We start from the raw sequence: 24,435 nt of genomic DNA on the forward strand, positions 1-24,435 counted from the left end.
ACTAAGTATAGCGAAAAAAAGACTGCTTGTGATTTCAAATTTTAAACACCTCATGCAAAAAAAATGAATTTACTATAACAGCAAGGTTCCAACGACTTTTTGTGTCTTTGAAAACGTAATTTTCAAAAAAGATATTGTTTTTTTTCATATATAAAGTGGTAATTTTATAAAAAAACAGCGAGAAAACGTCAAAACATTAGTAACAAACACTAACATTTTGACGTTTTCTCGCATTTATTAAATCAAAATTTCCTCAATATTTTTAAAAAAAATAGTGAAAACTAAAATTATATCGTTTTCATAGACAAAACGTACATTTTTTCTTACGAAAATTGATAATCACTCGCTGACTATTCTCTAATCAAAGCTTGCGTTGTACAACGGAAAGAACCACCTAACATTCTAGAAACATGGTAATCAATTGCCTCAACTTTGATACCTTTTGCTTCTATTTGAGGAATTAAGGTTGTAAACGATTGGTCCGTTATATACGTTTCTTCGTTAAGCGGTAGACCATTTGTCACTAAATACGCTGCTTCTTGCAAAGTAACGTGAATTTTTTCCCAGTTGGCTAATTGCGCAGGAAGTCCATCCAAAAAGGCCTCTTCACAAACAATCATCAAGCCTTCTCTCAACAAGCTTAACGCACAATCTAAGTGGAGAATATGAGGATGTAACCGAACCGGCACCACTTCATAACCAAAATGACCAATCATATTGGCTAACCACTGAATTCCTGCTAGGTTACTTGCCAAGCCAGAGTAGCCCACAAAAATTATTGTTCCTAGAACTAAAACATCGCCGCCTTCAATAAAGGGACCTGCTTCACTTAAAGCCCCTTCAGAAATGTCAGGTTGTGGCGCAGCAAAATAATAGCCTTCTGCTTCTTGTGTCCACTGCTGAATAATCGGACGAATTGGTAAAATTTCTTGTCGACGGTGTTGAAATCTTAAGTTTCCTTCTATTAAGAGATTGCCAATTGTAAAAAAAGGGTCTCGTGAAAAGAAGTTACTATATCCTACGCCCAATTCCTTGCCATGTTCTTTTTCATAGGTTGTCAATAAACGCGGACGAAATACTTCTACGCCATAAGATTCTAATACTCCTTGCATGACTTCTTTTTCTTTTTCCCAACGCACTTGTTGTTCTGGTGCAAAGTCTGCTAAATCGCGCCCTTCATTATTCTGTGTTAAACGGGCATTTTCCTCTGTTAAAAAAGTCGTATCCGCTTCATCAAATTTATCTGGTAAACAAAATTGCGATTGTGCTAAAACAACTGAACGTAACGGTGCAAATTCACTTTCAACATGCATTTTTTTCATTATTTGACCTCACTTTTATCTGGTTACCTTCATTATAACAGAGATAAAATTTTTATGCCTTCAATGAAGAAAAAGCAGAACTTCTATACGTTCTGCTTTTTCTTCATTTTGTTATTTGCCAATACCTTTATCTTTAATCTCAGCTTTTTGCCCGGTGCCATCTACTAAGCCAAAAATAATCTTCGCTTGGTCTGTATTATCAATTTGTCCTGAAAAAGCTTCTGCTTGTGGGCCATAAGCATAGACATTTACATCTTCTCCTGTGTGTCCGCCAGTAGTCCAACCAGTATTCGAACGTTCATCAAAAATCTTTCTTAATGCCTGAGCGATTTTTTCAACATCTTTTGACTCCGCCGCTGTTTTCACTGCTTTCAATTCAGCCTCACTTAATTGAAAATCAATATACTCAGTCACTGTTTTTTCCACATTACCATTTTTAATAATTTCTTCTGCCATGAAATCAGGCGTGCGTTTTGCCGCATGTAAAGGCTCCGTCAACCAGTTGTATTGATCTCCTTTGCCTAAAGACAAGCCCCCTGTTGAATGATCTGCAGTTGTAACCACCAATGTTTCACCATCTTTTTTGGCAAAATCGATGGCCTTTTCAAACGCCGCTTCGAAGTCTTGCATTTCGCTCATCGCGCCAACAATATCATTGCTATGCCCGGCCCAATCGATTTGACTACCTTCAACCATTAAAAAGAAACCTTTTTCATTTTTATCTAATCGTTGAAGAGCCGCTTCTGTCATATCAGCTAATGAAGGGACTTCTTCCGTTCGGTCAATCATTTTAGGTAGCCCGCCTGGTGCAAACAAGCCTAAAATTTTGTCGTCTTGGTTCTCATTTAACGACTTTTTGTCTGTGACATGACCATAACCCGCTTTGGAAAATTCTTTGACTAAATCACGATCTTTCCGCGCAAATAATTCGGAGCCACCGCCAAGTAACACATCGACTTTGTGTTGTCCGTCGATTTGATCATCAAAATAGTCATCGGCGATTTCTGCCATATTTTTGCGTGAAACATTATGGGCGCCATATGCAGCAGGGGTTGCATGTGTTATTTCAGATGTTGCTACAAGCCCCGTTGATTTCCCCACTTTTTTCGCACGTTCGAGCACTGTTTCTGTTTTGGACTTGTCATTATCGAGTGCAATAGCATTATTGTAGGTTTTCACTCCAGCAGCCATCGCTGTCGCTGCGGACGCTGAATCAGTGACATTCTCTTCTTCATCTTCTGGATAAGTGGCTTGCTGTCCGACCAAATAGGTATCAAAAGCTGTTTGAGGAACACGCTTGTCTGAGTGATTGGCTTTGAAATAGCGATAGCCCGTTGTATACGGATTCCCCATGCCATCTCCAATCATAAAAATAACATTTTTTACTGGTGCTTTTTCAGATTCATTTGCCTTCGCTTCAGCAACTTCTGTTTGTTTTTCGCCGCTTTTTTGTTCAGATAAATTTGTACAACCCGCTAATGTTGTGAATGTTAATAAGGTAACCCCTAGCAAAGCTCTTTTCTTCATTTCCTTGTTTCCTCCTTCATATCTGTCCATACATTGACTATAACAAGTCTTAGTTGATTTCTGATAAATAACAAGTAAACAAAGTGTTAAGTTGTTATATTGCTTCTGTTAAGTTACTTATTTGTCGCGTCTTGCTGCTCTTTTTTCGGCTTCTTTGCGTAATTGTTTCTGCGCTTTTTTTGAGCCGCGTTCAATATCTTTGAGTTTCTTTCGTTCATGGAAATCTGTAAATAAACTTTCTAAATCATAGTCTTGCGGATATAGATCTTGTGCTTTCGCTTGTAATTTCAACCGTCTTCGTGGTACATTTTCAATTTTATCATTCACAAATACTTGGATTTCTTGTTCACCCTCATCTGTAAAAACCAACCCAATTTGTTGTGTTTCTGTCAATAGGACACGATCACCTTTTTGATAACGGTGTGTTTCTTCTACAAACGTGGCAAAGGTCGTTTCTCTTGCTTTCAGGGATTTAAATAAACTTCGATTAGTAGGGTATTCTTTCCGCTGAATATAATGGGCCGCCTTTTCAATGAGCTGTGGCTCCATCTTCATTTTACGTGCAATCCAAAGCGCCTGACTATCGCCAACTTCACCAATTTTCAATTGATATTTGGGCGTTAATGTTTCACGATCGAAGGCCATTGCGGCGGGCACAAAATCGTCATGCTCTTGGGCAAAACGTTTAATTTCACCATAATGGGTCGTTGCAACTACCAAGGCTCCCTTTTGATACATCGTTTCCATGATAGCAATCGCTAAGCCAGCTCCTTCGTTCGGCTCGGTACCACTGCCAATTTCATCTAATAAAACAAGCGTGTGTCGCTTAACATTACGCAACATTTCCGCAATATTTTTCATGTGCCCAGAAAAAGTGCTTAACGCATTTTCCAGATTTTGCTGATCACCAATATCGACAAAAATTTCATCTAATACTGGAATCTCTGTGCCCGCTTGTGCTGGAATTTGCAACCCAAATTGTGTCATGACAGTCAATAAGCCAACTGTTTTCAAGACAACCGTTTTACCACCAGCATTGGCACCTGTAATGACAAGTCCTCGATACTCTGCTCCTAAAGAAAACGTCAATGGTACTGCGTGTTCTAATAAAAGAGGGTGTTTTCCTTGAACAATGCGCAAGCGTTCTTCTTTGTTTACTTTTGGCGTAATCCCACCAATTTCGCGACTATACTTTCCTCGTGCAAAAATAATATCTAAGGTGGTCATTGTATCGACGGCTTGATCGACTAGTCGTTCTTGCTCATTGATTAACCCTGTTAGTTCTGCCAAAATTTGATATTCTTCCGCTGTTTCTTCCGCTTTTAAGAGTGTCAATTGTTCATTTAATTTACTAATTGCTACAGGTTCAATAAAGACCGTTTGTCCTTTATTGGATTGCTCAATGATTGTGCCTGAAACCTTATTTTTATAGCTAGCTTTGATTGGTACCGTGTAATGTTCCCCTTTTTTCACCATCATATTTTCTTGAATATACAGTTGATTATTTTTATTGCGTAAAAATTTGGTGACTTTTGTTTCAATTTCTTGTTGGCATTCATTGATTTGACGCCGGATTTTCCGAAGTTGTCGAGAAGCATCGGTGGCAACTTTTTGGTTATGGATTTTCGTATAAATTTGTTCTTCGATTGCTCTGAAATCAGCTAAGTGCTGACTGTAACTAAATAGGCGTGGTGTTTGGTATTGATTTTTTTCAAAAAACTTCTGGATTCGCTGACTACTTCTTAAAAAGTCAGCGACCTCAATCAATTCGTTTGGTGTAAGGATTAAGCCTTTTTTCACTTGTTGAAGCAAGCGGGTAATTTGGCTCAAGCCCATGAAAGGGACGTGTTGTCCGCTATCAATAATTAAGCGGGCCTCGGTTGTTTCCGTTAAGCGGGACTGCACTGTTTCTAAACGTGTTGCAGGGACCATTTTCGCCAACCGTTCTTTACTATACTCGCCAATCGCACGTGTTTGAACTTCTTTAAGAATTGTTGTAAATTGTAATTTTTGAATGGTTTCATGGTTCATTTGTTTTTTCTTCCTTTCTATCACGAAAAGAATACCTGGCGCCTTTAAATAAAAACCAGTTTCTACAGAAAAAAGAGGACAGCGTTCTACCGCTGTCCTCTTTATCATTGGATAAAGGTTACTAAAGAAACCTCTTTTAAAGGAGGTATTTAGTAATTGAGATGACTGACAGGTATCACTTTCTGAGCACACCAAATAAACCTTGCTTGGTTCACTGGTTATTCAACTTATCAATTAGATACCTACGACACTCACCAAAATACCCCACATTCATTTGTTGGTTTTTATTTATTCTCCACTTGAGAGTAGCAAATCTGGCGAAGAAAGTCAAATAAAGATTGGCCCTTTACTTATTCAATGTCTTTTTCATCATGGTTAGTAACGTTTTCACGTCTTCTATTCTAGTGTCCCCTGTTTCTTGATCAATAATTGAGCTGTAGACATGAGGAATGATTTTTTTAACGCCGGCATCCACCGCAATTTGAACAATTTCTTCAAAGTTTTCTAAATCAATGCCCCCTGTTGGTTCTAAATAAAAGTCATACTTGGCACAAGCTGCTGCTACTGCTTGGTATTCTTCTTTGTGAGCCAAGCCTTTCATCGGGAAATATTTAATGGAACTGCCCCCCATGTCTTTCAACAATTTGATGGCAGTTTCGATAGGCACTTCCGCCGCTGGCGCACCCGAGCTTAACGGACCTGTCGCAATGTTGACATAGCCAACTTTGCCTGTGGGTGAAACTAAGCCATTAATCACTGTTTCGTCTTGACCAAGTAAGGCCCGCGAAGCGCCGACACCTGTGAAGACTTGGTTCACGTGTTGCGGTTGTAGAACTTCTGATAAGCGAGCCACCATTTGACTTTGATTAGGATCGCCAGCCCCTAAGCCGACAGATAAAGCGTTGTTGGTTGCTGCTTGGTATTTTTTCATATCGTCAATGGCTGCTTCATCGGTTTCATAGTTTTTTGAAAGGACGCCTAACACAACATGCCCTTCTGCTGCTTCATAACAGGCTTGGGCATTTTCTACTGAATTGGCTAAGACGTTTAAACAAATGCGTTCTTCTAAATAATTAGGTTTTAATGACATGACTTATTTCTCCTTTGTGTCCATAATTTCTTGTAATCGTTGCACGATTTTGTTCATTTCTTCTTGATTGACAGAACGAATGTCAAATTCAATGATGCCATTGTTGGCTTGATATTCTCGCGTATAAATGGCTGGACTTTCTGCTTTTAATGCTTGGATGACTTCCTTAGCGGTTTTTCTGCCGTCTACTTTGACACTGGCGCGATAAATGTCTCGGCCAGCGCCATCTTGGACGATTTTGGCGGTTAAATCTGACAAGTTGTTGATAGCTTCAACAAACGGTTTTAAGCGCTCTTGCATCGAAGCCCCTGATTCACTGCCATGTGCCAAGTATTCTTCCACTGCTTGCGTAAAGCCCAAGATATTGTCTTTGCCAATTTTCATTGCTCGACCAATGCCTTTGCCTTGTAGGCGCACCCAGTCAATGTATTCTTTTTTCCCGACCACTAAACCGGCACTTGGCCCTTCAATGGCTTTGGCGCCGCTGTAAATCACCAAATCAGCGCCTGCTTCGGTGTATTTGAAAAGATCTTCTTCTGCTGCCGCGTCAACAATTAGCGGCACCTTGTGGCGTTGCGCCACTTTGGCCGCTTCGGCCACCGTCAGCATACTTTTTTGCACGGTATGATGGCTTTTGATGTATAGAATGGCCGCTGTTTTTTCGGAAATCATCATTTCCACGTGTTCTGGACTGCACATGTTGGCGTAGCCAGCTTCCACTACTTGGCCGCCGCCTTGCGCTACCATGACTTCTACAGGCGTGCCGTAGTCCACGTTGTGCCCTTTAGGTAAAACAATCTCCCGCTGTTCAATTTTTTCTGTATAGGGATGATACGCGTGGTACAAGCTGCCTTTTCCAATCAGGGCAGCCACCGATTGGGCAATCCCCGCCGAAGCCGAGGAAACGATTTGGGCATCTTCTACCTTCAACAAGTTGGCTAAAAAGGCCCCTGTTTGCAGACTAAGTTCACTCATTTCAAAGAAATGTTCACCACCGAATCGTTGAGCCGCGAGGACTGCCTCCGAAACTTTGGAGACACCTAGAATGGTCATTTTGCCAGAAGCATTAATGACTTCTTTTAAGTAAAATTTTTCGTAACTATTCATTATTTTCTCCTTTATAACAAACCAAAGAATGAAGTGACCAAACTAACTAAGACTATCGTGCCGATAATGATACCGTAACGTGGGCCTTTTTTTACCATGAAAAAATAAATAGCCATGACTGCTGCTAAAGGAAGTAAGCCTTTCATAATTTGATCTAGGATATCTTGTAAAACAATTGTGGCACCGCCAGTAACTTTAAACGTCATCGGGCTAGCAATTTTAACATAACTCGCACTTAAAGCGCCCATCATCATCATTCCTAAAACATTCGCTGAATAAATGACTTGCTTAATTTTGCCGTCTTTTAACAAACTTAAGATTGAATTACGCCCTAATGTATAGGACTTATTCACTAACGTCCAACTGATGTATAATGTAATGGCTGTGTACAGAACCAACGGACCGATACTTCCAATCACGTTACCTCCTTTAGCCATTGGAATAAAAATGGAAATGATTAACGGCATTAATGCTGCCCAAATAATCGAATCGCCAATCCCAGCCAGTGGACCCATCAGCCCAGTTTTAATCGATGTGATCGCCGTATCAGAGATCGCTGCGCCATTGGATTTTTCTTCCTCCATAGCAATTGCAATCCCTTGAATGGAAGCCCCTACTGTTCCTTCAGTATTAAAAAAATTCAAATGACGTTTCAGAGCTTCTCTTTGTTGTTCTTCATCGTCTGCGTAAAGTTTTTTAATTGCAGGAATCATCGATGCACAAAAAACTAAACTTTGAAGACGTTCATAAGAATTTGATAATTCACAGCCTAGTTGATAAATCCAAAAGGCTTTGGATAATTCTTTTTTAGTAATTTTTTTCTGTTCCAATTGTTGTTCATTTGCTTGTGTCATTTGTTCCATTATGCTGCCTCCTCACTCAATGCCTTGTTTCTAACTAAAAAGGCAATACAGATTCCTAAAATAGCGACGGCCATAACTTCTGCGCCAAAATATACTACTGCAACAAAACCGATTAAAAAATAAGGAATCAAATTTTTCTTGCCAATTACCATAATTGTTAAGGCGAATCCTAACGCTGGTAAAATACCACCCATTACTTCAAAGCCGTGCATCAACCATGCTGGGATAACTTCTAAGACTTTATTCACCACGGATTGACCAAAAAAGTTCGCCGCAAAAACTAACGGAAAGCGAATTAAAAATCCCGCTAAAGCTGGATAAACAAACGCAGCTCGGTAAATCCCCCCATAATTTAACTCTTCCGCATATTTATCAGCCATATGCACCCACGTCGCATTGATGGTGCGCCGTAATTGATCCATAAAGACGCCTAACACACCAAAAGGAACAGCTAGTGCAACAGCCGCCTCGGCATTCATTCCCACACCTAAAGCAATTGGAATCGCAATTGCTGAAGCTAAAGCCGGATCACTAGGTACATTGCCGCCCGGTGTGGAGGTGACTCCTAGATAAACAAGTTGAATCCCCGCACCCACAACCATTGCTTCACTAAGTTTTCCTGTTGCTAAACCAGCCACCAACGCTGCACCTAATGGCTGAGACAGCATGCCTGAAAATGTGTACCCAAAACGCAAACGTGCAAACCAATAATAAAGTCCCATAATAATTGAAACACCTAAAATGCCCATATGATTCTCTCCTTTTTCTCTGATTATAGTGATTGATATTTTTCAATTAATTTTTGAATTGGTAGGGGATTTTCTTCGGGAATCGCTTGGAAGAAAACATGAATGCCCTTCGTTAAAAGTTCAGTCAAAATTGCAACATCTTCTTCAGATAAATTGATATTTTTTAAAACATTTTTCCGATTTGGTCCGCCACCTAAGCCACCAACTTGAATCTCCTCTTTAATAATTTCTTGGTCCACCATCGCTTTTAAAGTCGTTAAATCTGGCACTAAAAATAACACCTTTTTCTCTTCATTTTCTTGCGATTCCCAATATTCTTTGGCACTTTCAATCCCTTTAATTACTACAGAAACCCCTGGAGGCGCCGCCATTAAATAAATACTTTGTAAAAATTCATCTTGCTCTAGTTCATCACTCACTACCAAAATTTCATTTGCACCTGATTGTTGTAACCATTTAGTCACTACTTGTCCATGGATTAAACGGCTATCGACTCTTGTTAATACGATTTTTGACATTCTGTTCACCTGTACTTTCTTATTTTGGAATTTCTAAAATTTGACAACTGTCTACTGCTGCTTGTTGAATCATCTCTGCATCTTGTAAACGAAATCCAGAACCACTTTGTTTCATGACGGATTCTAATAATAACGATGTACATAATCCGGACACAATCAGGAGGTCATAATCTTTTGATAAACGCAATGCAACATTACTAGGTGTGCCGCCTTTAACATCTGTTAAAATTAGCAACTGGTTGTGCCACGTTAATTGGTCAATTTTTTCTGTGACTCGTTCTAAATAATCCCCCAGTGAATCCTCTGCTTGTAATGCAACTTCATGTACATTTGTGACTTCTCCAACAATCATCTGGACGCTTTTGACTAATTCCAAGCCCCAACCATTGTGTGTTAAAAGTAAAATTGGTTCATTTTCCATAAACAAACTCCTTTGCTAATTAATCATTTTATTAAAAGCAATAAGTGTGCCAACTTTCATTTCCGTTTGAATTAAGCCTTTTCAAAGAGCAATTCATAAATATAGCGCACTTCCAAAGGTGGAATCAACAAATTATAGGACACTTCAAGCGGTCGAAACGCCATTTTTATGACAGATACTGCTTCTGGCAACTCTCGGTATGACACTTCATAAGCTGTCGGGTCATATTCTGGATTCAATAATTGCCGTTCTAACATACAGGCACAATGAATGATAAAACGAAGTAAAATCTTTTCGTCACTTTTTATTTTGGTTTGCAAGCAAATGTCTGAATAAATCTTAGCTAATTCGATTGAAATGGTTGTAGGATTCAAAACCGTTAGTAAGTCTGTAATAGCTTCGATTGATAATCCTTGAATGTATTTAGCTGAAACTTTCTTTAGTAACTCTTGGTTTTGTTTTTCTTCTAAATGATGGCCTAATAATTCAAAAACTAGCTGAATGCCCCGCTTCGATAGTAAATCTTGTAAAGAAATAAACGGAATATCTGGCACTTCTGTCTTTACGGTGCCAATGATGCCAACGATTTTCTCTTCTTTCCGAACAAAAGAATGCAAACGATCAATGTCTTCTACTTCTCTTTTCTCTAAAGTAATGATGCGTACATTCGTTAGTAATTCATTAGGAAAAGTTTTTAGTAACAACTGTTCAATTTTAATAGCAGTCCCCATGCCAGTTAGACAGGAAATAATGAGAACTTTTGCCTCGTTGAAGCGACCTTTACTGCAAATCAAGGCGCGATGATTTTTTTCTTTTAAGACTGGTAATAGATACTCAAACGCCGTCGATTCATAAATGACTTCTCGCGCCACTTCTAGCAATGTTAAGAGATTGATATTGCTAATTAGCAGCACTTCCATTTGAAACGTTTGACTGATAGCATTACCAAAGTAAACCAGGGAACCGATGTCCACCATCAAAATAATTTTTTTATACTGATTTTGCTTTACAATTGTACGGACTTTTTCTAATGTTTCTTCCACTGATTGATTAATCGGCATATCAACTGCACGCATGACAGTTGTTGAGAACAGAAGGTTGGTGTACTCAACCATGCTGCTAGCCGTCGCGGCACCATGTGCAACGACGATAACGCCACAGTTTTCTTCAACTGAGTGCGCTCTTTTTTTAGCTGTGACTTTACGAATAAATAGATCAAAAAAGAGGATTTCCGTATCAGCAAAAGAAATCCCAAACAACGTTTGTAGAAAGTCCACCATGGCCTTAGCAGCTTGATACTGGGTTACTTTGCCAGAATAGATATTTTTGGTATCTGAATAAAATGTTTCATTCATTTGTGCAGAATAAAAAACAGCAGAATAAAGGTGGACAATTAAAATATTCTGGAAATCCTCTGTCAATTTTTCTTGGATTAATTGTTCAAAAAAGACAATGGCTTCTTGAATTTTTGGCTGCAATGTTTCGTCAATGGCCTCTAAGGCTAGCGGTTCTTGAGCAAAAATATCCATATCATAAAGTTGCTCGACTTTGTTTTGCATGATTGCTAGCGCATCCTCTGTCGAAAGAGTTAATTTTTTCAAATCCGCATATTCTTTCAATAGAAAATTATAAAAACGATCATTTTTCAGACTTTCTGATTTAAGTAACTCTTGACTGCTTAAATAAAAATGGTTGTATTGAATCGTGAGGCCATCGTTAGGTATCCACTCATTAAAAGCCAGCAGACTTTCTACATCAGGTTGCTCTTTGACTGTCCCCTCGTTTGCTTCAATGCAAATAGTTTCCGTTAATTGATCGAACACCTCTAAATAGGCTTGTGCGCTCATAAATTGAATCGCCGCTTTCAATTCGCCAACGTTGGCTTCAAAATGAGTAAACGTTAATTGTTTCAACGCCTCATAACGAATATGGATATTCTTTTGAATCCGTTGACTTTCTTCTAAGAAAAAGGACAAAATCAATTGAATTTTTTCTTTCAAAGAGCGCTCGGCTAAAGCTGGAATGGCTAATGTCACAGGGATCCTTCTTAAAAACGTTTTCAAAAAATGTTGATTGACGGCTTCGGTTGTTGCAAAAATAAATTTTATCGATACATTTCTTTGTTTTTCGGCTTCGCCCATCCGTGTAAAATACCCTTTATCCAAAACTGTAAACAATTTTTCTTGGCCTTCGCTCGTTAATCGATGGACTTCATCTAAAAATAAAAAACCGCCATCTGCCAACTCCACTAAGCCTTTTTGGTCATTGACGGCACCAGTGAAACTGCCTTTTTTATAGCCAAACAGATGCGAAGTTAATAATTCTGGATTGTTGAAATATTCTGCACAATTAAAATAAATAAACGGAACTTCTTGGTTCATTTTAACTTGATAAAATTGGTGTAATTGTTCTGCAATTAAGGTTTTCCCCACCCCAGATTCTCCAGTAAGTAAAATATTCAAGCCATTAGGCGGATATAAAATAGCGGCTTTCAACTTCTTGATGGCGTCTGCTAAGCTCCCATCAAAACCAATTACGTTCGCAAATGGATTCATTTTCAGTAGCTGCTTTTTCTTATGTATCTGTTCTGTCTGTTGATAAATGTCCTCTTGCAGCGAAGCGAGGGAATCGTAGCACGTGCTACTTTTAAAAAAAGGAAACTGTTCCTCTAAGTAGTCTTTATCAAAAAATAACACTGGTCTAGATTTAACTTTAACGACTTGGTCTTTTCTCACTAATTCTGAAAGCTCTTCACTAACAGCGGTTCGGGTATAGCCAGAGGCCTGACTTAATTGCGAAGCCGTTGCGGGCAACAAGGTTGCTTTGCTACTTGGATTTTGTACGTGAAACTGTTTTAACGCTTGATGAATATTATCAATTCTCATAGTCTTTTCCCCATTTCTTTTTTGATCCAAAAGTTAATTTATTATACATTAAAACGGAAGCGGTTTCTTATCTACCATAAAAAAATCAAGTCTTTAACCAAAAGATTAAAGACTTGATTTTTATTCTCCGTATTGTACAAGTTGTGTATTTTCACAATGAAAGTCCAAGAAATCTTGGATTTTTTTACCATTGAAGTAGTTATCAATGACTCGCATGACCGCATTGTGGCAAACAAATAGGTAAGTTTCCTCTGAAGCCAAGACTTCCTCAATCAAGGGATAAATTCGACCCGCGACATCTAGGACTGATTCCCCTTCTGGAAACGGCAAGGAAATCTCAGAACGATTTTCTTGGAAAGCCGTTGTTTCAATCGGTTCACCATCATAAATACCAAAATTCATCTCAATTAAACGAGGTTCTGTTTCAATCGTCAATTGATTTCGTTCCGCAATTTTACGTGCTGTTTCTTGCGCCCGTTTTAAAGGCGACGCCAGTAAACGGTCGATTTGAATTCCTTGTTTGGCAATTTTTTCAGCTACCAATTCTGCTTGTTGATAGCCTTTTTCGGTCAATTGCGCTTCCGCATGACCACAAATTCTACGGGCCACATTATAATCTGTTTCACCATGTCTCACTACGTACAGCATTTTTCCACCTCAGTTTTTTGTCTTGTGTCTATTTTATCTGAAATTTGGTCACAATAACACCCTATTTAGCGGTAACTTTCTGGTAATTTAAATTTGCCTTCTTGCTCAAACTGTTCGCCTACTTGGAATAAGAGATCTTCACGTCCACGAGCAGCCAGCAATTGAATGCCTAAGGGTAACCCCGTTGCCGTAACATGTGTGGGCAAGCTGATGGCTGGTTGTCCTGTCAAGTTAGCTAGTTGAGTATACGGTGTTAGCTGTAAACTTTTATCAAAATAATCATAGATTAATTCAGCTAATTCTGCTTCTGTTAATTCTGCTGCTTGCGCCATTCGTTGACGAATGTGCTCACTTTGCAAATCTTCGTTAATTTTTGGTGCTGAAAAAGCCGTTGTTGGTGATAAAAACAGATCAAATTTTTGAAAAAGTTCTTCCATCGTTACTGCTGCTTGATCCCACAACTGTAATGAATGAACATAGGTGGCTGCTGGAATCTTTTGGCCGAATTGATGCATGGTCCATGAAAAAGGTTCGATTTCTTCTTTACGAATTGGGCGCCCGAGCCCCTGTTGAATGCTGTTCATCATCGCTGTAGTTTCTGCGCCGTTCATTTGATAATAGGAGCGAATCAGCGCTGCACCATCGACTGGATAAGGAATTTCAATGATTTCATGGCCAGCGGCTGCCAGAAAATCAGCCGCTTGTTTCGCCGCTAGTGTTGCTTCTGGCGAAATCATTGAGCCGATAGGCGAAGCGGTACACAGAGCAATTTTTAGCCGTTGTTTTTTAGGGTGTGTTTGCCATTCTGCCAAGGGCGCTTGGTAGGGGGCGCCACTGTGGCTACCACGTAGGCCATAGAATAACGCTTTGGTGTCTCTCATAGAAATAGTCAACGCAAAGTCAATCGAGGCACCTTGCCAGCCTCGCCAGCCTTCAGGGCCGACAGGCATGGAGCCACGGCTAGGTTTTAAGCCAATTAAGCCACTAAAAGAGGCGGGAATTCGGATGGAGCCACCGCCATCGCTAGCGCCGGCTATAGGAACAATCCCGCTAGCGACAACTGCGGCAGCGCCGCCACTGGAACCGCCTGGCGAATGTTCCAGGTTCCAAGGATTGCGGGCTGGCCCGTAAAGCGCAGGATCCGTAATATTTTTAAAGCCAAACTCTGGGGCGTTGGTTTGTCCTAAGGGCATCAAACCAATCGTTTCTGCTTGTTTGACAAAGTTAGAGGTCGTTGTTGCAGTACTATTTTTAAAAAGTTGCGAGCCGGCCGTTGCTGACCACCCCGCTTTTTCTTGGCCTAACATTTTCAAAGGAAATGGCAAACCAGCAAATAGTGTGTCCTGCTGTTCATTTTTTTGATAAGTTACTACTGCTTCTTGGCTGTCAAAGGTTACAAAGCCATTGATCTTTGGATTTAACTTTTGGACTTTTTTCTCAATATCCTTTAAGAGTTCTGTGTGACTTACTTTCTGTTCTTTTAATTGTTGTACCCAATATAGTCCGTCTTTCATACAGACCCACCTCCTATACTATTCCTTATTAGTATAGCATGGTTTTTAGGGGTCATCCTGTGATGGTGATTTTCATTCGTCAAGTGCTTCTCTATTTTAAGTAAATAATTCGCCAATATAAGGAAGCAACTGCGGATGCAGTTTGTAGCCTTTATAACGTGTATTTTGGATACCTTGTTTTTTAAAGCCCCCTACTTGAATTTTTTTATTTAATTTTGTCAGCTGTTTGGTCATTTTTTTTCGATTATTGGCTGTTTCTTCTGTGTCATATATTAATTTACAAAGGCGTTCCATTGGTAAGTGTTCTTTTGGCGTACTATACAAGACAGCCAGTAGTGCACGTTCTGCGGCTGTTAGCTTTATCCCCTCTACATCTAACTTTTCATCTTCTCGTTGGATGGGTTTATTTAATTCTGCCAAAAGGAGATTTTCTCTTAATGTATCCAAAGTCGCATCCAATCATAACCAATTGAGAATGCCATATTGATAGCTAATGCTCAATTCTTCCGAGGTAGGAATGTCTTCCGAGCGAAGAAACAACGGCGTTTTAACTCTGGCTAATTCCTTTAGATATAAATATTGTTCTTTGCGAGGAATCGTTTCGCTGAGAATGATGGCATCAAATTTTCGATAAAACAAATGACTTTCCTTAATTTCACCAATCAGACACGTCGTACAAAAAACTTGGTGATCTAAATGCTGTAAGCGGTTTTGAAAAGCAGTTTCTGATAAAATATTTTTTGTGATGACCATTATTTTCATTCTTGATTCCTCCTTAATTCTTTTTTAGTTCAAAATTTTCTCAATTTTTGTGTTTTGTTTTGATATATTTAGTATACTGGAAATTTTTCGAATTAAAATTTAGAAATTTACAAGCAAATCAGTCATTAACAGTCATTCCTGTAATCCCCGATTTATAAAGGATTTCCAATAGTCTTATTTAAAAAATGTTTGTTATTTAATCCTCAACGTGCTATTTTTTTAATTTTTTTCTTTTTTATTTAGCTAACAAACGTCAAAAGGTTGGTAGCTAATACCAACCTTTTGACGTTTGTTAGCTACTTTCTCTTGAAATCTTTGGATTTTTTTCTACTTTCACTAAAAAAAACAGCCAAAAATGGCTGTTTCTTTGCTATTTATATTTATTTCATAATATCGATTAAGTCTTTTTTTGAAGCTGCCGAGGCAGGGAAATAGCTAAATACAACCCCGATAAAGACAGAAATCCCGATGGCTAATGAAACCGTCATTAAATCTGGACGAACAGAAAACGGTAGTGCCATTGATGCTAAGTAGGCAATAATCATTCCTAAAAGATAACCAGTAATTCCGCCGATTAAGGTCAAGGCAATCCCTTCTGTTAAGAATTGCTTTTTAATATCACTGGCTGTCCCGCCCAATGCACGTCGGATACCAATTTCCTTAATCCGTTCTGAGACCGAAATGTACATCATATTCATAACGCCGACCCCAGCAATTACCAGTGAAATAGCCGCAATTGCGGAAATAAACAAGGTTAAATTATTTAATAAAGAGCCCATTTCTTTGATGGTATCTTTAACATTATATTCTTGATACGTCCCGCTGTTTTTCATGGTTCCTTGTTGAGAGAGAGTTTTTATTGTTTCTTTCAATACTTGATCTGGTTGATAGCCAGGTGCTACTGTTAGCTTCAATGTAGATGTATCTTTTAGCTTGCCGAAATAATGTTCATAGGTCTTTTTGGGAAAATAAAGCAATGAGTCATCATTACCTGGACCAATGGCACCGCTGGTATTGGTTGTCACGCCAACAATGGTAAAAAGTTGCTCTTTATATGGAAAAGTTCGATTAACTGCTGCAGTTGGGTCTTGGTAGAGTTCTTTGGCAACCAGTTCATCCACCACAACTGTTTTATCCAGTTTTGCATTGTCTCCATCATTCAGTTGGCGTCCCACCAACAATTCTTTGGTGGTTTTGTCGGCAAGTTCATAGGTTACGGAAAGATTTTTCGGTCCTGCTTGAAAATTCAGTGTACCTTTTTGGGCGCCATCAACTTCTCTTTGATCAAAATCAATTTTTTCTACGCCAGGAACCATGCGCACGACCCCTAAATCATTGTCGGTAAACATCGCTTGGTCACTAAACATATCCGAAGTGTTGTAGGCCGAAAAAGAAATCTTTTTCACATTTTCTTTTTGTTTTTCAGCGGATAATTTATCGACCATGTCTTCTTTAAAGCCGTTACCGATAGCCACGATGGTAATCACCGAAGCGATCCCGATGACAATCCCTAGCATCGTTAACAAGCTGCGTCGCTTATTTTTCAAAATGGAACGGAAGGCGGTTTTCCAAATAATTGAACGTTTCATGTCAGCACCTCCTCTAAAATCTTTCCATCACGAACTTTAATCAAACGATTGCAGTATTCAATTGTTTCTTCATCATGTGTCACTAAAATAATGGTGACACCTTCATTGTTTAATTGCTGAAAGAGCGTTAAAATTTCTTCCGATGTTTTACTATCTAAAGCCCCAGTTGGTTCATCTGCAATAATAAAACTTGGCCGATTGACAATCGCACGCGCAATGGCCACACGTTGTTGTTGTCCGCCCGAAAGTTGTTTTGGATGCTTCTTGCCTTTATCTGGCAAGCCGACTTTTGTCAGAACTTCGTGGACACGATCTTTGGCTTCTTTTGGGGTTAACCCACTATATAAAAGAGGTAATTCAATGTTTTCTTCAACTGTTAGTGTTTCAATTAAACTAAAATTCTGAAAGACAAAGCCGACTGCTTCATTTCTAATTCGGGATAATTCCTTATCAGAAAAGTCGCCAATTTCACGGTCTTCAAATAAATACGTTCCTTCAAACTTTTTATCAATAAAACCTAGCAAATTAATCAAAGTCGATTTCCCAGAACCAGAAGGACCCATAATCGCTAAAAATTCTCCAGCGTCTACTTGGAGGTTAATATCATCTAACACATGCAGTGTTTCTTCTTCGGAATAATAATATTTATGAATATGGGCTAGCTTAATCATTGGCAGCTACCTGAACATCTTGATTATCTTTTAATTCTTTATTGGGATTGGCAATCACTTGGTCTTTCCAGTTCAAGCCACTTTTGACAACTTTACGACCTAAATTTGTTTCTGTTTCAATCGGTGTTTTTTTCGCTTTGCCCGCTTTGTAAACATAGACAAATTCTTTTTCGCCTTCTTTTTGGATTGCTGCTGTCGGTATAATCATTTGCTTTTGTGGCACAGCGATGCTAGTAGACAAGCCTTCTGCCCAAGGAAAATCACCTTCTACTGTAAATTGATAACTCACTACTGGATTGCCTTCATTTTTAGCTATTGGGGTTTGCGCAATGGAAACAATTTTGCCTGGCGCTGATTTACCTGAACCAACGGTCGTCACTGTTACTTCTTCCCCTGTCTGTAATTTATCGTAATCATATTCGGTTACTTTTCCTTGAATATTTTTCTTTTGTGTTGCAATTTTAATGACTGGTTTGTCGGTACTACTCATGGCACTAGCATCGACAGTGACTTGGCCATCAATTGGTGCTGTAACGACTGTGTTGACTTTGCCACGTGTTTGTTCAAGCGTGTTTGCTGCTCCGACGGCATCACTGTTGGCTAATTGAAGGGCTTGGTTAGCTTGGGCGACTTCACTATTCGCAGCACTAACAGCTTCATTCAATTGCTGAATTTCCGCATTTAGTGTTTCTTTCTCTTCAGCCTCTTTTGCGGTGTTTAATTTTTGCTTGGCTGCAGCAACTTTGTTTAAGGCTTCATTGTATTTTTGAGTGGCTAAGTTAACGTTCTCTTGTGCTTGTTGGACTTGAAGATTGTTCCGATTAACGGCATTCGCTTGTTCTGTTTCTGTGGCTTGGATGTCTGAGTTATTGTACGTTAACAATGGACTATCTTTCTTGACTTCTTTACCATTTTCAACATTTATTTCGGCAATTTTTCCTAAAGAAGGATCAAAGAAAATATCCCGAGTATCTAGAAAACTCACTTGACCATCTAATTTTAATGAGGCCATTTCTGTAATGGTATACGTTGTGTATTCAGGTTCAACTTCTTTTGAAGAAAAAACTGTTTTTGCTCCGATAAATCCGACGACGACCACTGCGGCACCAATACCGAACCACACTTTTTTATTTCGCTTCTTCTGGCCTGACTTTTTCATTTATTTGTTCCTCCTTGATTTCTGTTGACGAGTTTGTCATTTTATTTAGTATATAATGAATAAAAAAACTGGTCCCTTCATCTTCCTATCATTCCTCTTACAGTTTTGACACATCTTTATCTAACAAAAAAACGTTTATCCTGTGTAAAAGGATAAACGTTTTTTGTTATTTTATTGTTCTAATTGACCCAACCAGCCAGATGTACCGCCTAGAACATTGGTTACTTGATACCCTTGTTGACTGAGAAACGCACATGCTTGTGCGGAGCGCGACCCCATTTGACAAATCAGGTAATAGGGTTGTTTTTTATCTAATTGCTGATAATTTTCGGTTAAAGTACTTAAAGGTAAGTTGATGGCCTGGGGGACATGCCCCAGTTGGTATTCCATTTCTTCTCGTACATCAATAATCGATAATTTTTTTCGTTTTGCTTCCTGATAAAATTCAGGCATGCCAATCGTGTTATACATTTTCTAGTTCCTCCGGTTTTACCATTCGATATAGCGCAAAAGCACCATCTAAATTTTTGGCTGAGATGCCTGCTTGTTTTAGCATCCGTTCTGCAATATAACTACGCAAACCGCTGTGACAACTAACAATGTACTTCGTTGACTTGTCTAATTCCTCCAAACGTTCTCTTAACTCATTTAAAGGAATAGACACAGCATTTTTAAATTGACCATTGGCTCGTTCGGCGGGATTACGGACATCTAATAAAACAGCTCCATTAGCTAATTCGTTGGATAACTCATACCATTGAACGTTTTCACTCAATCCTTCTACAAGGTTCATCGCTGCATAGCCTAACATGTTCACAGGATCTTTCGCTGAACCAAACGGCGGCGCATAGGTAAACTCTAATTCAGGCAAATCAAAAATAGTTAACTGTCCTTTAATAGCGGTCGCAAGAATATCAATTCGCTTATCTACGCCCTTTGCCCCAATTCCTTGTGCGCCATAAATTTCCCCTGTCGTAGGATGGAAAACTAATTTTAACTGAAGATCTGTTGCGCCAGGATAATACCCCGCATGGTCTTTTCCACTGATATGCACAACAGCTGTTGTTAGTCCAGCAGCTTTAGCAGCCCGTTCGCTTAAACCAGTTGAAGCAGCGGTTAAATCAAAGACTCGCACAATGGCGGTCCCAATGCTTCCTTGATTTTTTCTATCTAACCCAGCAATCACATCCGCTACTTGACGTCCTTGGCGATTGGCGGGAGAAGCTAAAGAAATCAGCGCATCTTCTTGAGTGATTTGTTGTTTCACTACAATAGCATCCCCAACCGCATAAATATCGGGTTGATTCGTTTGATAGTGTTCATCAACAACAATACCGCCACGTAAACCAGTTGCTACACCTGCTTCAACTGCTAAGGTATTTTCTGGTTGGACCCCCACCGACAAAATGGTTAAATCAGAAGCTAATGTTTGACCGTCTTCTAAGCGAATCACTTGCCCTTCTTCTTCAAAAGCAACCGCAGATTGTCCCGTAATTACTTGAACATTGTTTTTGCTTAATTCAGCTTTGACAAAAGCGGCCATTTCTTCGTCTAATAGCGGTAAAACATGAGGCGCTTTTTCCACGAGAGTGACTTCTAATCCGCGTTTTTGCAAGTTTTCTGCCATTTCCAAGCCAATGAAGCCTGCGCCAATTACGACGGATCGTTTTGTTTCTGGTGTCAAGGCTGTCATAATTTGATCTAAATCAGGAACATTTCTTAATGAAAAAACATTTTTGGCTTCTGCCAATCCTGTAATTGGTGGCACAAAAGGTTTCGCCCCTGGTGATAAAATTAATTTGTCATAGTGTTCTGTTAAAATTTCTGTTTCATGTTTCACTGTGATCACTTTTTCTATTGGATCAATAGCCACGACTTCATGGTGAGGACGAACATCTAAATTAAACCGTGCCTTTAACGCTTCGGGTGTTTGAACAAGCAGTTGCTCTCTTTCTGCGATTTCGCCAGAAACGTAGTAAGGCAAACCACAGTTTGCAAATGAAACAAAAGGGCCTTTTTCCATGACAACAATTTCAGCATCTTCCATTAAGCGACGTAAACGCGTCGCTGCTGACATACCACCAGCCACGCCTCCGATAATTACAATTTTCATTTATTTTCCTCCTTTAATTTGACCAGACCATTGGGACATCCCGCCACGAACGTTAATCACGTGATAGTTTTTTCTCGCTAAAATTTTGGCCGCATTTTTGCTGCGCATGCCGGACTGGCAAATCACATAGACTTCGTTAGCGGATTTGTTGTAGGCGGGAATTTTGTTAAGTGGGACATTAATCGCTTGTGGAATATGCCCTGTGCGGTATTCGCTAGGTGTTCGGACATCTAATAACGTTATCTCTTTAGATAAACGTGACTGCAATTCTTTTGTTGAAATACTTGGCGTTTTTTTAAACAATTGAAATAACATCTTTTTCTCCTTCTCTTATATACCTTATGGGGTATGTTTAACATGAAAAAGTTAGACTTGTCAACTGAAGAGATTTCTGCCCTTTTTAGATTCAAAGAAAAGATAGTTGACAAAAATACCTCGTATAGGTATATTTTAAACCAATCACTACTCTTAAGGAGGGGCAAAATGACTGAAGAAAAAAAGAAAGTGCTGAATCGTTTACGCCGCACAGAAGGTCAAATTCGCGGGATTCAAAAAATGATTGATGAAGAAAAAGAATGTATCGATGTTATCACTCAGTTGAGTGCGGTCCGTTCTAGTATTGATCGCGTAATGGGAATGATAGTTGCGGAGAATCTAAAGCATTGCTTTGAAAATCCTGAAAAAGATCCTAAAGAACAAGAAGAGCGATTAGCACAAGCGATTAATATGATTGTCAAAAAGTAAAACAACGCAAACTTATTCAACGAAAGATAAGTTTGCGTTGTTTTTTTATTTATTAGACGAATCTGCCCCGCGTTTTTTTAAATTAACAAGCATAAAAAGAATCGTGCCAATTAGTAAAATCACGACGGCGATATAAAAGCCCATGACTTTCGAACCCGTTGTGTCAGAAATTTTCCCAGTTAAAGCTGGGGCAATCACAGATGACATCATGCCGAAAAAGTTAAACACGCCCAAAGTAGTGCCAATTCCAATTTTTGGTGCATTTTCACCTAGCCAAGAAATAATAATCGGTTCTACAGCTAATTTTCCTAAGAACCCATACATAATTAAAGCAATTAATAACAACGTTGCATTACTTACTTGTACAGTTAACAAGAGCATAGCTGTTGCTAAAAATTCTAAAACAACGATGAATTGAACTTTTTTATGCATGTACTTATCCGCCAACCGACTAAAAAATAACGCTCCTGGAATAGAGGCAAATGCGACCAGCGAAGAGGACAATCCAATTGCCGCTCCTTGGAAACCGCGTTCGGTACTTAAAAAATTAGGTAACCAAGTCACAATCATATAATATGCATAACAAGTGCCAAAATATAAAATATACGCAAATAGCATATGTGGCGCAAACAGTTTTTTAAAGGGCACTTTTTCTTTTACCGCTCCGTTATCTTTTTCATCAACAACGGTTGGCTGAATCAAGGCCATGTCTTCTTTATGATTGCGAATAATCACTTGAAAAGCCACTAACATACAAATAATCATAAAGGCGGAAATGTACATCATCACTTGCCAAGGTAATCCTTTTTGGGCAACTAAATAACTAGATAAAATCATCCCTAAACCTGAACCAACTGCTGAACCACTGTTGACAATAGCTGTTGCAAAACTTTTTTTGGCTTGAGGAATGTTTTGCGACGTCAACGAGTAAGCCGAGCCATAGAAAGAACCACATCCTAAGCCTGCCAATAAGCTACCTAAGTAAATTGTTCCAATCGTTTGGGCTTGGGCAATCAGTAATGCTGCCAGCGCAAACAAGATAAATCCTGGAATTAATACACGTTTTTTCCCAATCTTGTCTACCAAGAAGCCTGCAGGGATCTGCATGACTACGTAACCGAGAAAATAAAAGCTAGAAATGGACCCTAGTGCCGTATCGGAAGCGTTACCATTTAGAGACGCGCGAATTTGTGGATAAACGGGAGAAAGCGCGGAACGATAAATCCAGATTGTTACCCAGCCCATACATAGTAAAATAACGATTTTTTTCCAATAAGCCAACGAACTTTTTGTCTTGTCTGTCATTTTCTTTTCCTCCACCAATCATTTTTTTGGTTAACGTTTCACAAGGAACAAAAGCACTACGCTTTTTTTACGTAGTGACCTTTGTCCTACCTTCTTTTTTAGTTTAAATACTCAGCCAATGCATGAGTACTACCGCTACCGCCTTCAAATTGATAACCTTGGTGTTTCAATACAGTCTCAAAGGCACTTAAGAAATGCAACACATTGTCTTCGCGACTGCTGTAACCCATATTACCGACCCGCCAAATTTTTCCTTTTAAATCACCGAAGGAAGAGGCAATTTCAACTTTAAAATGATCCAGTAATAAGCTCCGCACTTTTTCACCATCAATTCCTTCTGGAATGACCACAGGAATGACTGTTGGTGTTTTTGTGTCTAACTTCCCGAAAATTTCTAAGCCCATTTTTTGCAGACTTTCAACTAAAATACGATCGTTTTTCCGATGGCGTGCGTAGACATTTTCCATGCCTTCTTGAAGTAACAAGCGCAGCCCTTCATGTAGCCCATAAATCATTGTAGTCGCTTCTGTATGGTGATTTAAGCGCTCTGGTCCCCAATATTTTTCTAATTGCGATAAATCCAAGTAGTTACTTTGAATGAACCGTTCATTCCGCGCATCCGCGCCAAGCCCTAACTCTTTTTGGTAACGGCCCGCCAGATAGTCGGCCACACGTTGGTTGTAAGTAATCAAAGAAAGGCCTGAAGGTACACTGACACATTTTTGAGTGCCTGCTACCGCAATATCAATCTTCCAATCATCGACCTTTGTTTCGACACCGCCGTAAGTCGCCACCATATCTACTACGAAGAAAATTTCATTTTCCCGACAAAAGGCGCCAATTTGATCCAGCGGTTGCATTTGTGCATTCGCCGTTTCGCCGTGGACCATCGCAACAATTTTTGGTTGATGTTCTTTAATCGCTTCAATCACCGTTGTTTGTTCAAACGGTGCGAGCCAGTCCTTTTCTAAATAAATGACTTCGGCCCGGGCGCGTTCGCAAATTTCACCTAATAAATAAGCAAACCGGCCATACGCAGGCACAAGCACTTTGTCACCTGGCTCAATCAATGCAAATAACCCCGCTTCTAAGCCTGAACGTGACGTGCCATCAATGGCAAAGGCTTGTTGATTCTTTGTGGCAAAAGGTACTTTAATCATTTCCCGAACTTCGTCCATAATCTGTAGAAATTCTGGATCAAATTGCCCTAAAATTGGTTGACCCATTTGACGAAGTACCGATGGATGGGCTTCGACTGGTCCCGGCGTCATGATTGTTCGCCGTACAAAATTTGGTTGTTGATACATAGTAATCCCTCACTTCATTTTTAATTCTTCTCTTTTATTATCTTTGGAAAAACCCAGAAATTCATTGTTCAATTTGCACTATTTTGACTTTGTTTTTTAGACATATTCAA

Annotated in this window: 21 protein-coding genes and 1 pseudogene; 1 reads left to right on the forward strand and 21 read right to left on the reverse strand. The window is 39.3% G+C overall.

From position 1 onward, the window contains the following. Positions 1-350: 350 nt before the first annotated feature. The 19 genes and pseudogenes from IGJ24_RS11740 to IGJ24_RS11830 form a co-directional block, all read right to left on the reverse strand. The gene (locus IGJ24_RS11740; RefSeq protein WP_289865668.1) at positions 351-1,322 is read right to left on the reverse strand and encodes a dimethylarginine dimethylaminohydrolase family protein; all 972 of its coding nucleotides are present in this window, start codon (positions 1,320-1,322) and stop codon (positions 351-353) included. Positions 1,323-1,433: 111 nt separating this feature from the next. Then, on the reverse strand, positions 1,434-2,879 hold the full coding sequence (locus IGJ24_RS11745; RefSeq protein WP_025190623.1) for an alkaline phosphatase: 1,446 nt from the start codon (positions 2,877-2,879) through the stop codon (positions 1,434-1,436). An 87-nt stretch (positions 2,880-2,966) separates the two neighbouring features. Continuing rightward, positions 2,967-4,880, reverse strand: a complete 1,914-nt coding sequence (locus IGJ24_RS11750; RefSeq protein ID WP_425268161.1) for an endonuclease MutS2 — start codon at positions 4,878-4,880, stop codon at positions 2,967-2,969. Between the two features lie 346 nt (positions 4,881-5,226). Continuing rightward, on the reverse strand, positions 5,227-5,970 hold the full coding sequence (dagF, locus tag IGJ24_RS11755; RefSeq protein ID WP_024041619.1) for a 2-dehydro-3-deoxy-phosphogluconate aldolase: 744 nt from the start codon (positions 5,968-5,970) through the stop codon (positions 5,227-5,229). Between the two features lie 3 nt (positions 5,971-5,973). Then, positions 5,974-7,077 (reverse strand): DgaE family pyridoxal phosphate-dependent ammonia lyase, encoded by a 1,104-nt coding sequence (locus IGJ24_RS11760; protein WP_142423440.1) that lies wholly within the window; start codon positions 7,075-7,077, stop codon positions 5,974-5,976. A gap of 11 nt (positions 7,078-7,088) precedes the next feature. Then, the gene (locus tag IGJ24_RS11765; RefSeq protein ID WP_002359140.1) at positions 7,089-7,940 is read right to left on the reverse strand and encodes a PTS system mannose/fructose/sorbose family transporter subunit IID; all 852 of its coding nucleotides are present in this window, start codon (positions 7,938-7,940) and stop codon (positions 7,089-7,091) included. Continuing rightward, positions 7,940-8,689, reverse strand: a complete 750-nt coding sequence (locus IGJ24_RS11770; RefSeq protein WP_156194041.1) for a PTS mannose/fructose/sorbose/N-acetylgalactosamine transporter subunit IIC — start codon at positions 8,687-8,689, stop codon at positions 7,940-7,942. The genes IGJ24_RS11765 and IGJ24_RS11770 overlap by 1 nt, the downstream gene beginning before the upstream one ends. Before the next feature lie 23 nt (positions 8,690-8,712). Next, on the reverse strand, positions 8,713-9,207 hold the full coding sequence (locus IGJ24_RS11775; protein ID WP_002372941.1) for a PTS system mannose/fructose/N-acetylgalactosamine-transporter subunit IIB: 495 nt from the start codon (positions 9,205-9,207) through the stop codon (positions 8,713-8,715). Positions 9,208-9,226: 19 nt separating this feature from the next. Beyond that, positions 9,227-9,628 carry a PTS sugar transporter subunit IIA gene (locus tag IGJ24_RS11780; RefSeq protein WP_289865669.1) on the reverse strand — a complete coding sequence of 134 codons (402 nt, stop codon included), beginning with the start codon at positions 9,626-9,628 and terminating at the stop codon, positions 9,227-9,229. 71 nt (positions 9,629-9,699) lie between these two features. After that, positions 9,700-12,513: a sigma 54-interacting transcriptional regulator gene (locus IGJ24_RS11785; protein ID WP_202496395.1), complete on the reverse strand. Its 2,814-nt coding sequence runs from the start codon at positions 12,511-12,513 to the stop codon at positions 9,700-9,702. Between the two features lie 120 nt (positions 12,514-12,633). Continuing rightward, positions 12,634-13,161, reverse strand: a complete 528-nt coding sequence (locus IGJ24_RS11790) for a histidine phosphatase family protein (RefSeq protein WP_002368353.1) — start codon at positions 13,159-13,161, stop codon at positions 12,634-12,636. A 65-nt stretch (positions 13,162-13,226) separates the two neighbouring features. After that, a complete protein-coding gene (locus IGJ24_RS11795; RefSeq protein ID WP_289865670.1) occupies positions 13,227-14,675 on the reverse strand; it encodes an amidase in 1,449 nt (482 codons plus the stop codon). A gap of 96 nt (positions 14,676-14,771) precedes the next feature. Further along, positions 14,772-15,437 (reverse strand): annotated as a pseudogene (locus IGJ24_RS11800) (helix-turn-helix domain-containing protein). Between the two features lie 380 nt (positions 15,438-15,817). Beyond that, on the reverse strand, positions 15,818-17,026 hold the full coding sequence (locus tag IGJ24_RS11805) for an ABC transporter permease (RefSeq protein WP_033594866.1): 1,209 nt from the start codon (positions 17,024-17,026) through the stop codon (positions 15,818-15,820). After that, positions 17,023-17,697: an ABC transporter ATP-binding protein gene (locus IGJ24_RS11810; RefSeq protein WP_002365285.1), complete on the reverse strand. Its 675-nt coding sequence runs from the start codon at positions 17,695-17,697 to the stop codon at positions 17,023-17,025. Before IGJ24_RS11810 ends, IGJ24_RS11805 begins: the two co-directional genes overlap by 4 nt. After that, positions 17,690-18,856: an efflux RND transporter periplasmic adaptor subunit gene (locus tag IGJ24_RS11815; RefSeq protein WP_002361088.1), complete on the reverse strand. Its 1,167-nt coding sequence runs from the start codon at positions 18,854-18,856 to the stop codon at positions 17,690-17,692. Before IGJ24_RS11815 ends, IGJ24_RS11810 begins: the two co-directional genes overlap by 8 nt. A 171-nt stretch (positions 18,857-19,027) precedes the next feature. Next, positions 19,028-19,327: a rhodanese-like domain-containing protein gene (locus IGJ24_RS11820; RefSeq protein ID WP_002378915.1), complete on the reverse strand. Its 300-nt coding sequence runs from the start codon at positions 19,325-19,327 to the stop codon at positions 19,028-19,030. Continuing rightward, positions 19,320-20,969, reverse strand: a complete 1,650-nt coding sequence (locus IGJ24_RS11825; RefSeq protein WP_289865672.1) for an FAD-dependent oxidoreductase — start codon at positions 20,967-20,969, stop codon at positions 19,320-19,322. The genes IGJ24_RS11820 and IGJ24_RS11825 overlap by 8 nt, the downstream gene beginning before the upstream one ends. Continuing rightward, on the reverse strand, positions 20,970-21,284 hold the full coding sequence (locus IGJ24_RS11830) for a rhodanese-like domain-containing protein (RefSeq protein ID WP_033594868.1): 315 nt from the start codon (positions 21,282-21,284) through the stop codon (positions 20,970-20,972). It abuts the gene before it with no gap. A gap of 168 nt (positions 21,285-21,452) precedes the next feature. Between IGJ24_RS11830 and IGJ24_RS11835 the strand changes: the two genes are divergently transcribed. After that, positions 21,453-21,713, forward strand: a complete 261-nt coding sequence (locus IGJ24_RS11835) for a metal-sensitive transcriptional regulator (RefSeq protein ID WP_002355063.1) — start codon at positions 21,453-21,455, stop codon at positions 21,711-21,713. Positions 21,714-21,758: 45 nt separating this feature from the next. Here the strand turns inward: IGJ24_RS11835 and IGJ24_RS11840 are convergent, their stop codons facing one another. After that, positions 21,759-23,018 (reverse strand): MFS transporter, encoded by a 1,260-nt coding sequence (locus IGJ24_RS11840; RefSeq protein WP_002368361.1) that lies wholly within the window; start codon positions 23,016-23,018, stop codon positions 21,759-21,761. 98 nt (positions 23,019-23,116) lie between these two features. Beyond that, positions 23,117-24,325 (reverse strand): pyridoxal-phosphate-dependent aminotransferase family protein, encoded by a 1,209-nt coding sequence (locus IGJ24_RS11845; protein WP_002355061.1) that lies wholly within the window; start codon positions 24,323-24,325, stop codon positions 23,117-23,119. Positions 24,326-24,435 lie beyond the last annotated feature (110 nt).

Source organism: Enterococcus sp. DIV0546 (assembly GCF_051712785.1).
GTDB lineage: Bacteria > Bacillota > Bacilli > Lactobacillales > Enterococcaceae > Enterococcus > Enterococcus faecalis.

Bases quoted from the DNA above. Each gene is read 5' to 3' on its own strand.
- IGJ24_RS11740 (WP_289865668.1), bottom strand. From the start codon at position 1,322: ATGAAAAAAATGCATGTTGAAAGTGAATTTGCACCGTTACGTTCAGTT.
- IGJ24_RS11745 (WP_025190623.1), bottom strand. From the start codon at position 2,879: ATGGACAGATATGAAGGAGGAAACAAGGAAATGAAGAAAAGAGCTTTG.
- IGJ24_RS11750 (WP_425268161.1), bottom strand. From the start codon at position 4,880: ATGAACCATGAAACCATTCAAAAATTACAATTTACAACAATTCTTAAA.
- dagF (WP_024041619.1), bottom strand. From the start codon at position 5,970: ATGTCATTAAAACCTAATTATTTAGAAGAACGCATTTGTTTAAACGTC.
- IGJ24_RS11760 (WP_142423440.1), bottom strand. From the start codon at position 7,077: ATGAATAGTTACGAAAAATTTTACTTAAAAGAAGTCATTAATGCTTCT.
- IGJ24_RS11765 (WP_002359140.1), bottom strand. From the start codon at position 7,940: ATGGAACAAATGACACAAGCAAATGAACAACAATTGGAACAGAAAAAA.
- IGJ24_RS11770 (WP_156194041.1), bottom strand. From the start codon at position 8,689: ATGGGCATTTTAGGTGTTTCAATTATTATGGGACTTTATTATTGGTTT.
- IGJ24_RS11775 (WP_002372941.1), bottom strand. From the start codon at position 9,207: ATGTCAAAAATCGTATTAACAAGAGTCGATAGCCGTTTAATCCATGGA.
- IGJ24_RS11780 (WP_289865669.1), bottom strand. From the start codon at position 9,628: ATGGAAAATGAACCAATTTTACTTTTAACACACAATGGTTGGGGCTTG.
- IGJ24_RS11785 (WP_202496395.1), bottom strand. From the start codon at position 12,513: ATGAGAATTGATAATATTCATCAAGCGTTAAAACAGTTTCACGTACAA.
- IGJ24_RS11790 (WP_002368353.1), bottom strand. From the start codon at position 13,161: ATGCTGTACGTAGTGAGACATGGTGAAACAGATTATAATGTGGCCCGT.
- IGJ24_RS11795 (WP_289865670.1), bottom strand. From the start codon at position 14,675: ATGAAAGACGGACTATATTGGGTACAACAATTAAAAGAACAGAAAGTA.
- IGJ24_RS11805 (WP_033594866.1), bottom strand. From the start codon at position 17,026: ATGAAACGTTCAATTATTTGGAAAACCGCCTTCCGTTCCATTTTGAAA.
- IGJ24_RS11810 (WP_002365285.1), bottom strand. From the start codon at position 17,697: ATGATTAAGCTAGCCCATATTCATAAATATTATTATTCCGAAGAAGAA.
- IGJ24_RS11815 (WP_002361088.1), bottom strand. From the start codon at position 18,856: ATGAAAAAGTCAGGCCAGAAGAAGCGAAATAAAAAAGTGTGGTTCGGT.
- IGJ24_RS11820 (WP_002378915.1), bottom strand. From the start codon at position 19,327: ATGTATAACACGATTGGCATGCCTGAATTTTATCAGGAAGCAAAACGA.
- IGJ24_RS11825 (WP_289865672.1), bottom strand. From the start codon at position 20,969: ATGAAAATTGTAATTATCGGAGGCGTGGCTGGTGGTATGTCAGCAGCG.
- IGJ24_RS11830 (WP_033594868.1), bottom strand. From the start codon at position 21,284: ATGTTATTTCAATTGTTTAAAAAAACGCCAAGTATTTCAACAAAAGAA.
- IGJ24_RS11835 (WP_002355063.1), top strand. From the start codon at position 21,453: ATGACTGAAGAAAAAAAGAAAGTGCTGAATCGTTTACGCCGCACAGAA.
- IGJ24_RS11840 (WP_002368361.1), bottom strand. From the start codon at position 23,018: ATGACAGACAAGACAAAAAGTTCGTTGGCTTATTGGAAAAAAATCGTT.
- IGJ24_RS11845 (WP_002355061.1), bottom strand. From the start codon at position 24,325: ATGTATCAACAACCAAATTTTGTACGGCGAACAATCATGACGCCGGGA.